This is a genomic window from Pseudoalteromonas sp. SR44-5 (assembly GCF_014163675.1).
GTDB classification, from domain to species: Bacteria; Pseudomonadota; Gammaproteobacteria; order Enterobacterales; family Alteromonadaceae; genus Pseudoalteromonas; species Pseudoalteromonas rhizosphaerae.
The window spans coordinates 17,464-32,494 of sequence record NZ_JACJDT010000012.1 but is presented as its reverse complement, the minus strand read 5'-3'; the positions used below and the strand labels follow the sequence as shown (position 1 = coordinate 32,494).

The following is a 15,031-nucleotide window of genomic DNA, read 5'->3' as shown; positions in this document are numbered from 1 at the left end:
CGTTGGTTTTATTACTAACCTAAAAGAAAGCCGCCTCTGCGGCTTTCTTTTTATCCTAAGGAAAGCACATGCAACTATTAGGCTCAACAACTTCGCCATTTGTACGCCGCATTCGTATTTGGGCACTGTTAAATCAATGCAGTCTTGAGTTTATCAACTTAGATATTTTTTCAGACACTGATCGTCAGCTAATGATACAAAATAATCCAGCCCGAAAAATTCCAGTACTAATCACTAAGCAGCAAACCTTGGCTGATTCAAATAACATCATCCGCTTTTTGCTCGAACAACACAGTCAAACTCGTCTGAATTGGCAACAAGAGCACCTACTAACAATCATTAATGCATGCAATGATTCGCTGGTTGAGCTATTACTTTGTCAGCGTTCAGGATTCGATACGCAAGATGATAAATTATTTTTTAATCTACAAAATGAACGCATTGCTGAAACATTAAGCTATTTAAATAACCATTTTGCAGATGCAGGATTTAAAAGCTGTGAATACCTGTGCATCAGTTTATACTGCTTACTTGATTGGATTTGCTTCCGCGAGTTAACGGATCTAACGGCACATACCGAGTTAATGAAGTTCTATTATTCATTTGCTCAGCAACAGGCAGTGCAGCAAACCGATCCACGTAATTAACATTTAAGGGTAAACACATGAGTGATATCGAAATTGAATCAGAACTAGTTAGTTTTGTTGAAAAAGTACGTCAAAGTGAACAAATCTGGGCGCTAGGTGCTGAAGATGGCGGTTTTGTGGTTTGTGACTCTAACCAATTTGAAAACACCGATGTACTACTATTGTGGGAAAGTGAAGCAACAGCAAAAGCCCAGTGTAAAGAAGAATGGGCCGATTACAGCCCACTGCAAATCACCTTGGATGAATTTTTAGATGACTGGGTTGAAGATCTAAAAGAAGATGACGCACTGGTTGGCCTAAACTGGAATGACGACCAAGTATGTGTTGAAATCGAGCCGGTTGGATTAGCACGCGCACTAAGCGAATAAGCATTATTTAACATTGCTTTACTGCGCTGGTTTATTTGCTATAAACTAGCGCAAATCTTTACTTTCAGGGTATTACGTTGAAGTCCCATCTTGGTCGCCGCCCTTTTTCCGCTATGGAATTACATACGCTTTACCATGGCTATATATATGGTGATCAACGCTTACCTCGCGAACAGCCGAAACACTGGCATTTTTGGCTCCCTTTAATCGCTTATTACAGTGGAGCTTACAGTGATGAAATTGGCCACTTACAACTGTGCGATATTGTTGAACATCAACAGATCCTTTGTTTTCATTTCCATACCCACGGCAAGATAAAAGCCCGTATTGTGCCTATCCATCAAGCACTTTTTGATGCTGGCTTAAACGAGTATATCGCAGCAGTTAAACAACAAGGACACAATCGCCTATTGTTTGACTTACCAGCTAAATCAGGTCGCTATAGCGAGAAAGTTCGCATTTGGTTCTCTGGTGAAGGAGAGCGTGCCGGCTACTTACAAAAGTGTGATATTCCCAATATCGATCAACTTGGTATGAAAACCGCTGTCAGCAGTCTCAGGCTCAATTTTGAGCAGCAAATCCGCATTTATGCAATTCAAGCAGGCAATAAAGATGCTTTTAATTATCTGCTGGGTTTTAATGAATATGAATTGACTGAATTTAGCGATGTAATCACCCTTAATCAGATCTGCCAACAAATACGCGTGATCAACCAGCACATTGATTGGCACCGCTTTAATCAGCGCCACACCATTTGACAAACTTTGTTACCAACTAGCTCATTACTCACTGCTTAAAAACTGTTAGGATAACTGTGCACAAAACTCTAACAAGAAAATATCAGGGATATCTATGTTTATTAAAAGCCTACTCACACTCAGTGTGGCCATTGCAGTAAGTTCAGCTCATGCTAATGAGTTTGTCCTAGAAAAGCTCGCAAAACCAAGTTCTCAACACGTATCTTTAACGCTTGATCCAGCTCAAGAAGCCTTTAGCGGCATGACCGAAATCGCCCTTGAAGTACTTAAGCCAACTAACTATATCGAGCTTAATGGTGTTGCTTACGCAACGCAAATGGCCAAACTGCTTGGGGCAGAAAACTGTGACTTAAGTGCTGAAATGCTAAAAACAGGTAAAGTAAAATTTAGCTGCGATGAGCAAATTCAACCAGGTAAATACACGCTTAAAGTCGACTTCACTGCCCCCTATAATCGCCAAAGTGTTGGCCTGTATAAAACCTTAGATCAGGGTGTGCCGTATTTATTTACCCAATTTGAAATGAGCGATGCCCGCCGCGCATTCCCTGTATTTGATGAACCAAGTTATAAAATTCCATTCCAATTAACGATTACAGCACCTAGCTCTCAAAAAGTGTATGCCAATACACCTGAGTTAAAAACGACCGTTAATGGCGATATGACCACTCACTTTTTTGATAAAACACCGCCAATTCCTTCATACTTAGTGGCTATGGCTGTCGGTCCATTTGAGGAGCGTGAAGTCAAAGGCATGCCAATTCCAGGCCGTGTGATCACGCCACAAGGTAAAATTCACTTAGGTGAATATGCCGAGCAAGCAATGCCAAAAGTATTGGCCGCGCTTGAAGGCTACTTTGGTATTCCTTATGTTTATAAAAAACTAGATTCAGTCGCTGTTCCTGAGTTTCCATTCGGTGCCATGGAAAACGCAGGCTTAGTTACCTACCGTGAAGATATTTTGCTGCTTGATTTGGCTACAGCGACTCGCAATAAAAAACAACGTAATGTATCTATCATCGCTCATGAACTTGCTCACCAGTGGTACGGTAACTTAGTAACCATGAAATGGTGGAATGACTTATGGCTAAATGAAGCGTTTGCAAGCTGGATGGCTGCTAAAATCACAGCCCAGCTTAACCCTGAATTTGAATCACATTTAGACCTGCCGCAAAATAACGTTATGGCGTTAGATGCTCGTTTAAGTACTAAGCCAATTCGTAAACCAATCAAAACCGAAGCCGATATTATGGACGGCCTAGGCTTAGCTTATAGCAAAGGCAGCTCGGTATTAGCTATGGTTGAAAACTGGATTGGCGAAGAGGCTTTCCAGCAGGGTATTCGCGCTTATTTAAAAGAGTTCTCGTATAAAAACGCCGAAGCAGCCGACTTATGGCAAGCCCTTGGTAAAGCATCAAATAAAGATGTGGCAGCGGTTTTAAAATCGTTTATCGAACAATCTTCATTCCCACTGATCAAAGTAACTCAGCAAGGTAAAACGATTACCATTAATCAAAGCCGCTTTACTAACGCGGGCGTTGATGCTCCTGCACAGCTTTGGAATGTGCCAGTTGCAATAAAATACGGTGCTGGCGATAAAGTTAAAACTGCCAATATATTACTAACTAAAGCCAATCAAACTGTTGAACTTGAATTTGAACCTGAGTGGATTTATCCTGATCAAGGCGCTTTAGGTTATTACCGCTGGGTGATGGATGACAAACAATTTGCTGCATTGATTGATAACGCCGCGCAGTCATTGACAGTACGAGAACGTTTAGCGTTATTGTCTGCCGCTGATGCATTACTAGATGCTGGTGTTATTTCTGCTGCACATTTAATGCAAACACTAGAAGTTTTTGTAAGCGATAAACACCCACGCGTTGCTAATACCGCTTTGGGTTATTTAGCCGCACAAAAGCGTACCTTTGAAGATGAAAGCAACCAAGACCTGTGGCCTGAATTTATTCGTAAAAGCATCATGCCTGCAGCTAAACAGTATGGTTTAACTGCAAAAGTAAATGAAGATGCTGCAATCTCGCAATTACGTACTCAAGTAGTTGCACGTTTAGGTTTTGATGGTGAAGATCAAAGTGTGATCAATACCGCCAAGGCACAAGCCCGTGTTTACTTAAATAACCCAGAAAAAGTTGATCCGTACCTTGCGTCAATCTACTTAAACTTAGCCGCATTCCATGGTGATAAAAACCTACTCGATGCGTATATAAATACCTTTAAAACTACCAAAGATCCGCAAGTGCGTACAAAAATGCTAGCGGCTATGAGTTACTTTGGCACGCCAGAGCTACAAACTAAGGTATTAAATTACAGCTTAACTGACGATGTCACTGCATCTGACATGCGTACGATTATGTCAGGACAGGCTTACACGAAAGCCCGTGAAGCTTTGTTTATTGAATGGATATACGCGAATTACGATAAGGTAGTTGCAAACTTGCCACCTTTCTTCGTACCTAACCTGCCTAACTTTACCACCTCAGGTTGTAGCGCCAGCAGCTTAGCAAAAACGCAAACTTTCTTTATGAGCAAAATTGCTGATGAGCCAGGTTATGCCCGTACCTTAAGCAAGCTTGAAGAAAGCGTAAATAATTGTATTGCACTCAAAGAACGTGAACTAGCTTCAGTTAATAGTTTCTTAAAACGTTAATTTGTACGGCAAGCCATTGGCTTGCCGTTTTTTATCAACAGCGTTATTTATCCATTGATAATTTTTACTAGCTGAGAAATAAACTCTTTTGCTCCTTCAACGCTGGTCATTTTAAAACCAATTCCATAATGGATTGGATTCGTGCTTTTAAAAATACGCGTTGGAAACCGTGTCATTTCACTACTATGAAAAAAACCGCTAATGCGGTTAACGCCTGCTATTTTATTAAAATCATCACTAAAGACTTCCAGTGCAGGACGAAGCACAAGCTTAGCTTGGCCACCTTCTATATGCAGATAAATTGCTTCTTTGGACTTAGGTAACATATATTCAGTGATATTCTTAATTCTAAAATTACTACGGCACTCTAATGCAATAAGTTGCTCGTTGATTTGCTCTGGACTAGCTGACATGGATATCCTTGATTTTCATTAAGCTCTTAGCTGTAAACTACAGCACAGCCAAGAACCTGCAAAGTTTTATATTATAGTTATTTAACGCATACAAAAGCGAGTTGATCATTTAAGTAGCTAATACGGGTAATATTGGTGTCACAGAAAGGCGTTAAATCAAGCCATAGAGAGACCTGCTCAGGGCTATTTAGCTTGCGCTGGTAAACACGATTATCGACCGCATAAATGACCGTATTAGCGTCTTTAAATGCGTAATCTTGTACAGTCTGCGGTAAACGAAAGAGGTCAGTGACGGTATTTTCTTGCGGATCATAACTTGCTAACCAGTGCTGCTGCGCTTTGCTATAACTAAATGTATAGGCAGCTAATGCATGATTAAATGTCAACGTACGGCCAATATGCTCAGCAACCACTTTTGGCTTCGCTGCAGCAACCTGAGTATATTGTAAAGTATGTGGTTCGCCTAAAATAAACATCACCATATCATTTTTGGCGCCCCAGGCATGATAACCAACTGGTTCTATCCACTCAAAAATACGACTTGGTTTAACATTATCGTCAAACGGATATTGCCATAACTTTTGCTTACCATCCGCCTCGACTACGATAGCTGACAGTGCCTTACCATTAGGTGTTAAAGTCGGCGAGTATTCACTCACAGCAGTATTTGTTAAATTAGTTACTTGCTTATTGGTAAAATCATAAAAAGCTAGATCTGTTTGACTTTGCCCTTCACTTTGCACTTCTTGGGTAAAATAAATACCACCTTTGGTAAGTAAAGGCTGATTATTATAAACATCATTATTAGTGATACGGCTTACTTGTAACCCATATTCTGTGTTAAGTTTAGCAAGTAAAATTTCGCTTTTTGGCATCGCAGCTAAAACGCTATTAGGGGTAACTGCAAGGGTGGCAACAAAACTTAGCCAAGGTAAAGTCAATTTCATATCATTCTCTAATTATTTTTATCGCCCTTATAATAGCGCTATTTTATAGTTATTCCCAAGTCTGTTATTGATATGTCACTTGACCTACCCCCTTACTACGCCTTATAACTACAGAGCTACTTAAAACGAGAAAAATTATGTCAGCTAAACATCCTATTATTGCGATCACTGGTTCATCTGGTGCGGGTACTACCACCACGACAAGTGCTATTAAGCATATATTTCGTAGTCTTAATATTGAGGCCGCATTTATAGAGGGCGACAGTTTTCATCGCTATACTCGTCCTGAGATGGATAAAAAAGTTCGCGAAGCGCAGCAAGAAGGTAAACACATTAGTTACTTTGGTCGTGAAGCTAATGACTTTGCAGCCCTTGAAGGTTTGTTCAGCACCTATGGCGATACTGGAGCAGGTAAATTACGTCGTTATTTGCATACCTTTGACGAAGCCGTGCCATACAATCAACTACCAGGTACCTTTACTCCGTGGCAAGAACTGGAAAGCAGCACCGATATTTTATTCTACGAAGGACTGCATGGCGGTGTTGTCGATGAAGATCATGATGTAGCTAAGCATGTTGATTTACTAATTGGTATGGTGCCTATCATTAACCTTGAGTGGATCCAAAAGTTAATCCGCGACACCTCTGAACGTGGTCACTCTCGCGAAGCTGTTATGGGCTCAATTGTCCGCAGTATGGATGATTACATTAATCACATTACGCCACAGTTCTCACGTACTCACATAAACTTTCAGCGCGTGCCAACCGTTGACACCTCAAACCCATTTAGCGCAAAAGATATTCCGTCCCTTGATGAAAGCTTTGTGGTTATTCGTTTTCGTGGCATAGATGACGTCGATTTTCCGTATTACCTACGTATGATCGAAGGCAGCTTTATGTCGAGGATCAACACCTTAGTGGTCCCTGGTGGAAAAATGGGACTCGCTATGGAGTTAGTATTAACCCCACTTATCAAAGATATTATCCTTAAAAAGCGTGCGCTTGCCGAATTAGCCCCCGTTGATTTGCCTATTTAAGAAATACGCTTGCTGAAATACATAGCTTATGTAAACTGCTGACTTCATCATAAAAGGAGATATCAGCATGACAGAGCCATTACGCATTCTCGTCGGTTCCAAAAATCCGGTAAAAATAAATGCTGCCCGCAGTATTTTCTCTCTCTATTACCCTAATATGACGATTGATTGTCAAGGAGTTGATGCACCTTCACAAGTACCTGATCAGCCAATAGGTGAAGATGAAACACGAATAGGCGCACAAAATCGTGTCTTGTATTGCCAACAGCATTACCAAGCTGATTTTTATGTTGCAATGGAAGGTGGTGCTGAGCAATTTAGCTACGGCCCCGCTACCTTTGCATTTGTAGTCGTTGCTGATAACCAACAACGTGCTATCGGTCGTAGTAGTAACCTTCCTTTACCCCCAAGCCTGTATAATGCGTTATTGCAAGGCAAAGAACTTGGCGATGTAATGGATAACGCATTTAATACTACCAATATCAAACAGCAAGGCGGTGCTATTGGTTTATTAACTAATCATCATGCCACCCGAGAAAGTACCTATACGCAAGCGCTGACACTCGCTATGGCGCCTTTTCTTCATCCCGCGCTTTACTCTAAGGAAGTTTAATGAAGTACACCCATGTTTTATTTGATGCCGACGAAACCTTATTTAGCTTTAATGCCTATGCAGGCTTAAAAAGAATGTTTGCAGTTTATGGCGTTGATTTTAATGACGCTGATTACAGTCATTATCAAGCAACAAATAAACCGTTGTGGCTTGAGTATCAAAACAATACTATTTCCGCTACTCACCTACAAGTCTCTCGATTTAGTGAGTGGGCTAATAAGCTCAATGTTCCAGCTCAACAGCTTAATGATGATTTTTTAACTGCCATGGCTGAGATCTGCGAACCATTACCTGGTGCTATTGAACTGCTAAATAAACTAAAACCGCATGCTAAATTAGGCATTATCACTAATGGTTTTACCCAGCTACAAGCACGCCGCTTAGAGCATACCGGATTAAAAGAGATGTTTGATTGTTTAGTTATCTCTGAGCAAGTGGGAATTGCAAAACCAGCCGCAGAAATTTTTTATCACACTTTTGAACTGTTAGGTAATCCACCAAAAGAACAGATCTTAATGGTCGGTGATACCGCAAGCAGTGATATCTTAGGTGGCCAAAATGCCGGGATTGATACCTGCTGGCTACAGCATCCCAACACAGTTCTGCCAGAAGGCATTGAACCAACATACCAAGTGACTGAGCTGGTACAGTTACAACAGCTGTTAGGATTGTAAAAAGGTTTAATACCAATCGACTTAAATATTTAACCATTCTAGCGAGCTAAATAAAGCGCTAACTGCGTTATAATTTTTTAAGTAGAACAACTACATGTCAAAATTTACGCCTTGTTATCACTCCATTTATCTGTCGCTATAAATGGTCAGTAACTTAACACGATTGGTATAACATTAAAAAACTAAACCGCAATATTTAAACAAAAAAATGACGCTAGATAGCGTCATTTTTTATAACTGTTTTAAGCGTTTGCGATTAAGCTGTGGCTACTTCTAAACCTGGTGCTGGCATGTATACTGGGGTATCAAATGTTGCCCATTCCCATGCTGACTCAGTCGCCATAATTTTACGAAGTAACTTATTGTTCAGGTCATGGCCTGATTTATAAGCTGTAATTTTTCCTAAAATGTTGTGGCCTGTCATAAACATGTCACCAACACAGTCTAGAATCTTATGCTTAACAAACTCATCGCTATAACGCAGACCGTTAGGATTAAGTACTTTAAACTCATCCAATACCACGGCGTTATCCATGCTGCCACCTAAAGCTAGGTTATTAGCATGCATATATTCAATGTCTTTCATAAAGCCAAAAGTACGTGCACGGCTGATTTCTTCTGTAAAGCTTTGTGCCGTAATATCTAAACCGATACGTTGGCGGCTTTCATTGATTGCCGGATGATCGAAAGCAATTTCAAAGTCGATATGAAAACCATCATATGGTTCAATCTCGGCCCATTTATCACCTTCTTCAATACGTACTTTTTCTTTAATCCGAATAAAGCGCTTAGCCGCATTCTGCTCTGCAATGCCGCCTTTTTGTAACAAATAAATGAATGGTAATGCACTACCATCCATTATTGGTACTTCTGAGCTATCTAATTCAACGATCAAATTATCGATACCCATTGCCGCTACCGCAGCAATAAGGTGCTCAGTCGTAGATAAGCGAACGCCATCTTTGTTAGTTAAACAGGTACATAATTGCGTATCGCCAACGGCTTCAGGTGTTGTTTCAAAATCAACAACCGGATCAAGGTCGACACGACGAAATACTATCCCAGTATTTGCGCTCGCAGGTCGGAGAGTAATAGTGACCTTCTCACCTTTGTGAAGTCCAATTCCTATGGCTTTGACTATCTCTGCAATGGTACGCTGTTTAATCATAGCTTCGCTCACTTATAGTTACAGTTAGACCGCCGATTATATCACATATACGACCAGCTGCCAAATTCGTTCGCTTTTTAAACAAAAACAATTACCTTTTTGCTTAATCTGCTTGTTTTCTTAAAAATGCAGGGATGTCGAAATAATCGCCACCTTCTGATTTATCAGACTTTTTACCGCTATCATTAGTTTTAGATAAACCACTATTGCTTTGCGTTGTCTTGCTCGATTCATGCTTTTCAATCGCTGGAGCAGCAGTCATTTCATCGCCACTACCTTGGCTTGCAAAGCTTGGTACATACATACTGCTAGTTTGGTTTGTTGAACTGCTAACATCAGAACCTGACGCTTTTTTAAAGCCGTTATCGACAATACCAAACTGTGGACGACGATCGCCGCCTAAACCTGTAGCGACTACAGTTACACGTAGTTCATCAGTCATTTCAGGGTCAATAACCGCACCAACCACCACAGTCGCATTTTCAGATGCTAATGCTTTAACGTGATTACCAACAATTTCAAACTCTTCAATTGCGATATCCATACCTGCAGTGATGTTAACTAGGATGCCTTTCGCGCCAGTTAAATCAACGTCTTCAAGTAGTGGGCTTGAGATTGCAGCCTCTGCAGCTTCTTGCGCACGATCAGGACCCGATGCAGACGCTGTGCCCATCATCGCAGTACCCATGGCTGACATTACTGTACGTACGTCGGCGAAATCCACGTTAATCAAACCAGAACGAGTAATTAGTTCCGCAATACCTTGCACGGCACCAAATAATACATCATTTGCTTTAGCGAATGCGTCTAACAGTGTAGTCCCTTTACCTAAAACTTTAAGCAATTTATTGTTAGGAATTGTAATAAGTGAATCTACAATTTCTGACAATTCGTTAATACCTTGTTCAGCCGCTGCTGCGCGCTTTTTACCTTCAAAGTCAAACGGACGTGTCACTACAGCAACCGTTAAAATACCTAACTCTTTAGCAATTTTGGCAACCACAGGCGCAGCACCTGTGCCAGTACCACCGCCCATACCCGCTGCGATAAATACCATATCAGCACCTTCAAGGCTGGCACGAATAGTATCGGCGTCTTCTTCTGCTGATTTACGACCTACATCAGGGTTTGCACCCGCACCTAGCCCAGACGTGATCTGAGTACCTAGTTGCACAGTAATATCTGCTGATGAGTTACGTAATGCCTGAGCATCCGTATTAGCGGCAATAAAACGCACGCCTTCAATTTGTTGCTTAACCATGTGCTCAACAGCGTTACCGCCGCCGCCGCCCACGCCTATTACTTTTATAACAGCTTCTTCGCTGTGTTGTTCCATTATATCAAACATGTTTACTCTCCGACTTGAGTATTAAAACTCGCCTTGAAACCACTTCGTTATGCGGTTCCACCAATTATTATCGCCTTCAGGTTTCGATTTTTGTGCATTCATCGATTGCATTGTGCGGCCATATTGTAATAAGCCAACCGCCGTTGCATATGAAGGGTCATCTACATAATCTGTCAAACCAACTATCCCTATAGGTTTGCCTATTCTCACTGGCATCTGGAAAATGTCTTCAGCCACTTCCATCGCGCCAGCCATTTTAGCACTACCGCCAGTAATGACGAGTCCTGCTGCAATTTGGTCTGCTAATCCTGAACGATGTATTTCTTCCATCGCTAATTCAAATAATTCTCTAAAACGTGGCTCAACCACCTCAGATAAGGTATGACGCGACATTAACCGCGCTGGTCGCCCGCCGACACTAGGCACTTCAATAGTTTCTTCGCTGCTGGCCATTTGGCTACTTGCACAGGCATATTGTACCTTGAGTGATTCAGCATGGGATATCGGTGTACGAAATATTTTTGCAATATCGCCAGTAACTTGGTTGCCCGCTACAGGAATAACTGCAGAGTGGCGCAACGCACCATTGATATAAATAGTGATATCCATCGTACCGCCACCGATATCAAGTACCGCAACACCGAGCTCTTTTTCGTCATCGGTTAATACCGAATAACACGACGCTAATGCGGTGAAAATCAGTTGGTCAACTTCAAGACCACAACGCTCAACACATTTTTCAATATTTTTCGCCATATCGTTTGAGCAAGTTATGATGTGAGCACGTGCTTCCATTCGTACACCACTCATACCACGCGGGTTTTTAATCCCTTCTTGCATATCGATACTATATTCTTGCGGCAGTGCATGCAGCATTTTACGTTCGGCTGAAATAGGCACAGAGCGCGCAATATGAATAACATTTTCAATGTCTTCATCAGTCACTTCAGTATTATTAATTGCCACAACACCACTTTCGTTTTGGCACTGAATATGTTTACCTGAGATCCCCAAATACACGGAGCTAATACGGCAATCAGCCATAAGTTCAGCTTCATCGATTGCACGACGAATAGACTCCGACACCAAGTTAAGGTCGTTTACGCCGCCTTTATCCATACCATGGGACACTTGGCTGCCAACCCCAACAATGCTGAGTTTGTTATCTGCGGTGATTTCACCAACCGTGGCCACCACTTTTGAGGTGCCAACGTCTAATCCAATCACTAGGTTTCTTTCTGCTGACTTAGTCATGCCTTACTCTTATTTTGTAATTGCGCTTCTTCCAGGAGCTTCCAGCTCACCGCAAGGCCGGTATCATACCGTAAATCCACTACATCTACTTGTGCATCTGCACGTTTTTCCATCCGCGGGTAAACATCTATAAACCGTTGTACCCGTTTAGCTTTTTCTTTACGCCCTAATTTAAGGCGAATACCGTTATCGAGCCATAACTGCCATGAAAATCGCTCTGACAATGCCAGGCTGGTTAACTTTAAATTATTAACCTTAAGCATTTCATCAAACTGCTTGAAAGCTCCCCATGCTTCAAATTCACTGCCCTCAGGGCCATAAAGTTGTGGCAGCTCGTCACTGAGCTTCGCACTGCTAGCTTGAAACACTTCACCGCTTTGGTTAAGTAATAAATCACTGTTCCACACTGCGACAGCCTGATGCTCTACCACATACACTTGTAATGTATCTGGCCACTGCTTACGTACCGATGCAGTAGCCACCCAAGGTAAGTCTTGCACTAGACGTTGTATGTTTTTCACGTCTAAATCAAAAAAACTCGATAAGTCGGCTTTTTTAATCGCGTTAATAATCGCTTTTTCATCTGTGTATTGAGGTTTCCCCAACACCGCTAAATGCTTTATTTGCGCATCTTTATTTTCTACCAACCACTGTCTAACGCCGCTGGTGATTTGCACCAAACTGAAAACCACGATTAAAAAAAAGCTCACACCTAAAATTAGCGACCAATTTAGTTGCTGTTTTAATTGTTGCGCTTTTTCCAAAAAGGGATGCATATTAAAGCGTTTGCTCCAAAATGCGAACAACTAATTGCTCAAAGCTTGCACCATTTGCTTTAGCAGCCATTGGCACTAACGATTTTTCAGTCATTCCTGGTACTGTGTTTACTTCTAACAAATAAAAGTTACCGTCTGCATCTTGCATTGCATCAACACGGCCCCAACCACTGGCACCCACTAGCTCAAATGCCGCTAAAGCCATTGCTTGTAAATGCGTGGTATCGCTAGCTGATAAGTCTGCTGGGCAATGATATTGCGTGGTATTTGACTGATACTTTGCTTGGTAATCATAAAAACCATTTGGGGTGGTCATTTCAATCACTGGCTGTACCTCATCGCCTAGTACAGTGATTGTAAATTCGCGCCCGGTTATCCACTGCTCAACCAGTACTTGGCTGTCAAACTTAAACGCTTCAGCTAAAGCAGCTTCAAGCTCTTGCGCATTATTTGCTTGCGCCATACCAATGCTAGAACCTTCGTGCGACGGTTTTACCATCACTTTTTTCAGTTCATTCATTATCGCTGTCGCATCAAAACCACGCTTGCTATCCACCACCGCATAAGGCGCAGTGCTCAAGCCCGCAGATTTAAATAAATGCTTACAACGTATTTTATCCATCGCCAATGCTGAGCCTAATACGTTACTGCCAGTGTATGGCAACCCCATAAACTCAAGTGCACCTTGAATAGTACCGTCTTCACCACCGCGACCATGCAGGGCGATAAATACTCGTTCAATGCCGAGTTCTTTTAATTGCCATAACGGTTGCTCTTTTGGATCAAAGCCAATGGCATCAACGCCCGCATTTTGTAATGCGTTCAATACCGCTTGGCCTGATTTTAGTGATACTTCGCGCTCAGCTGAGTGTCCACCAAACAACACTGCCACTTTGCCAAACTGTGTGTTTAATTGCGTCATACCTTTACCTGCTTAAGTTGCTCAATCGACAGCGATGTCGCCGCGAGTGTTTTTACTAATTGACCAATATTACCAGCACCTTGGGTTATAACTAAATCATTATCTTGTAACGTATCAGCTAATACTCCAGCTAGTTCGGAGCTACTTGCAACATGCAGTGGTTCTTTACCGCGTTGACGTAAGCTGCGACATAAACTTTTACTGTCTGCGCCAATAATTGGCTCTTCACCAGCGCCGTATACATCAAGCAATAATAACTGATCAACATCGGCTAACACTTTTACAAAGTCTTCATATAAATCACGAGTACGAGTAAAGCGATGTGGTTGATAAATCATTACTAAGCGTTTATCAGGCCAGCCTTGGCGAATTGCCGCTATAGTCGCTGCAACTTCTGAAGGGTGATGACCATAATCATCCACCAGCATTACTTTGCCACGTTCGTTTTCAAAATCGCCATAATGCTGAAAACGACGTCCGATACCTTCAAACTGTTGCAATGCTTCTAAAATCGCGTGATCAGCTATTTGTTGATCTTTTGCAACAGCAATCGCTGCAGTGGCGTTCAATGCATTATGTTTACCTGGCATATTTAAATGCACAGTTAATTCATCACCTTGCTTAGTGCGCACTTTAAACTGACTGGTATTTGCCGTTTGGCTAAAATCAGTCATGCGGTAATCGGCGTCGCTTGATTCACCATAAGTGATCACAGGACGGCCAAATCGCGGAATAAGCTCAGCTGCCACTTCTGAATCGATACACACCACAGCAAGGCCATAAAAAGGCAGGTTATGAATGAAGTCCACATAAGTATCTTTCATTTTTTCTAAGCTACCGCCGTAGGTATCCATGTGATCTTCTTCAATATTAGTGATCACCGATACCATAGGTTGCAAATGCAAGAATGACGCATCACTCTCATCAGCTTCAGCAATTAAAAAATCACTTTTACCGACTTTTGCGTTACTACCCGCACTATTAAGTAAACCACCAATAATAAAGGTTGGATCCAGCCCAGCTTGAGCATAAATACTCGCGATCAAACTAGTGGTGGTGGTTTTACCATGAGTACCAGCGATAGCAATACCGTGGCGAAAGCGCATTAGCTCGGCCAACATTTCTGCACGGCGCACAACCGGAATACGTGCCGCCTTAGCAGCAATAATCTCAGGATTAGCTTCATCAATTGCACTTGACACCACCACTACATTGGCATCTTTAACATTACTTTGATGATGGCCAATAAACACTTCAGCCCCAGCTTGGATCAAACGTTCGGTCATTGCACTATGGGCAATATCAGAGCCAGTAATACGATATCCTTCAAATGCGAGTACTTCGGCAATACCGCCCATTCCTGCGCCACCAATACCAATAAAGTGGATAGTGCTAATTCGGCGCATTGCCGGGCGAGTGCTCTTGTGTGTTGACATTTGTT

General features: G+C 41.9%; 15 protein-coding genes. 7 read left to right on the top strand and 8 right to left on the bottom strand.

Annotation, left to right across the window (positions count from 1 at the left end; translation table 11 throughout):
* Window positions 1–68 precede the first annotated feature (68 nt).
* The 4 genes from H5154_RS08900 to H5154_RS08885 all read left to right on the top strand — a co-directional run bounded on the left by H5154_RS08900 (window position 69) and on the right by H5154_RS08885 (window position 4,438).
* The gene (locus H5154_RS08900) at window positions 69–647 is read left to right on the top strand and encodes a glutathione S-transferase family protein (RefSeq protein WP_182718058.1); all 579 of its coding nucleotides are present in this window, start codon (window positions 69–71) and stop codon (window positions 645–647) included.
* Window positions 648–664: 17 nt separating this feature from the next.
* The gene (locus H5154_RS08895) at window positions 665–1,015 is read left to right on the top strand and encodes a DUF2750 domain-containing protein (protein WP_145236925.1); all 351 of its coding nucleotides are present in this window, start codon (window positions 665–667) and stop codon (window positions 1,013–1,015) included.
* A gap of 77 nt (window positions 1,016–1,092) precedes the next feature.
* Window positions 1,093–1,773 carry a hypothetical protein gene (locus H5154_RS08890; RefSeq protein ID WP_145236922.1) on the top strand — a complete coding sequence of 227 codons (681 nt, stop codon included), beginning with the start codon at window positions 1,093–1,095 and terminating at the stop codon, window positions 1,771–1,773.
* Between the two features lie 94 nt (window positions 1,774–1,867).
* Window positions 1,868–4,438 carry a M1 family metallopeptidase gene (locus H5154_RS08885; protein ID WP_182718057.1) on the top strand — a complete coding sequence of 857 codons (2,571 nt, stop codon included), beginning with the start codon at window positions 1,868–1,870 and terminating at the stop codon, window positions 4,436–4,438.
* A 47-nt stretch (window positions 4,439–4,485) separates the two neighbouring features.
* Here the strand turns inward: H5154_RS08885 and H5154_RS08880 are convergent, their stop codons facing one another.
* Window positions 4,486–4,851, bottom strand: coding sequence for a hypothetical protein (locus H5154_RS08880; protein WP_145236916.1), 366 nt, complete (start codon window positions 4,849–4,851; stop codon window positions 4,486–4,488).
* 77 nt (window positions 4,852–4,928) lie between these two features.
* Window positions 4,929–5,798, bottom strand: coding sequence for a hypothetical protein (locus H5154_RS08875; RefSeq protein WP_182718056.1), 870 nt, complete (start codon window positions 5,796–5,798; stop codon window positions 4,929–4,931).
* A 137-nt stretch (window positions 5,799–5,935) separates the two neighbouring features.
* On the opposite strand from H5154_RS08875, the gene H5154_RS08870 reads away from it, so the two are divergent.
* The 3 genes from H5154_RS08870 to yjjG all read left to right on the top strand — a co-directional run bounded on the left by H5154_RS08870 (window position 5,936) and on the right by yjjG (window position 8,122).
* Window positions 5,936–6,835: a phosphoribulokinase gene (locus tag H5154_RS08870; protein WP_145236910.1), complete on the top strand. Its 900-nt coding sequence runs from the start codon at window positions 5,936–5,938 to the stop codon at window positions 6,833–6,835.
* A gap of 67 nt (window positions 6,836–6,902) precedes the next feature.
* A complete protein-coding gene (gene yjjX / locus H5154_RS08865; RefSeq protein WP_145236907.1) occupies window positions 6,903–7,448 on the top strand; it encodes an inosine/xanthosine triphosphatase in 546 nt (181 codons plus the stop codon).
* The gene (gene yjjG / locus H5154_RS08860) at window positions 7,448–8,122 is read left to right on the top strand and encodes a pyrimidine 5'-nucleotidase (RefSeq protein ID WP_182718055.1); all 675 of its coding nucleotides are present in this window, start codon (window positions 7,448–7,450) and stop codon (window positions 8,120–8,122) included. Before yjjX ends, yjjG begins: the two co-directional genes overlap by 1 nt.
* A 256-nt stretch (window positions 8,123–8,378) precedes the next feature.
* Here yjjG and lpxC read toward each other — a convergent pair whose 3' ends face one another.
* The 6 genes from lpxC to murC all read right to left on the bottom strand — a co-directional run bounded on the left by lpxC (window position 8,379) and on the right by murC (window position 15,026).
* On the bottom strand, window positions 8,379–9,290 hold the full coding sequence (gene lpxC, locus H5154_RS08855) for a UDP-3-O-acyl-N-acetylglucosamine deacetylase (protein ID WP_182718054.1): 912 nt from the start codon (window positions 9,288–9,290) through the stop codon (window positions 8,379–8,381).
* Between the two features lie 103 nt (window positions 9,291–9,393).
* Entirely contained in the window at window positions 9,394–10,638 is a 1,245-nt protein-coding gene (ftsZ, locus tag H5154_RS08850) for a cell division protein FtsZ (protein WP_149980617.1), read from the bottom strand.
* A gap of 21 nt (window positions 10,639–10,659) precedes the next feature.
* Entirely contained in the window at window positions 10,660–11,892 is a 1,233-nt protein-coding gene (ftsA, locus tag H5154_RS08845) for a cell division protein FtsA (protein ID WP_145236894.1), read from the bottom strand.
* Entirely contained in the window at window positions 11,889–12,668 is a 780-nt protein-coding gene (locus H5154_RS08840; protein ID WP_182718053.1) for a cell division protein FtsQ/DivIB, read from the bottom strand. The genes ftsA and H5154_RS08840 overlap by 4 nt, the downstream gene beginning before the upstream one ends.
* A gap of 1 nt (window position 12,669) precedes the next feature.
* The gene (locus tag H5154_RS08835) at window positions 12,670–13,590 is read right to left on the bottom strand and encodes a D-alanine--D-alanine ligase (protein WP_145236888.1); all 921 of its coding nucleotides are present in this window, start codon (window positions 13,588–13,590) and stop codon (window positions 12,670–12,672) included.
* Window positions 13,587–15,026 carry a UDP-N-acetylmuramate--L-alanine ligase gene (murC, locus tag H5154_RS08830; RefSeq protein ID WP_259398481.1) on the bottom strand — a complete coding sequence of 480 codons (1,440 nt, stop codon included), beginning with the start codon at window positions 15,024–15,026 and terminating at the stop codon, window positions 13,587–13,589. The genes H5154_RS08835 and murC overlap by 4 nt, the downstream gene beginning before the upstream one ends.
* Between the last annotated feature and the right edge of the window lie 5 nt (window positions 15,027–15,031).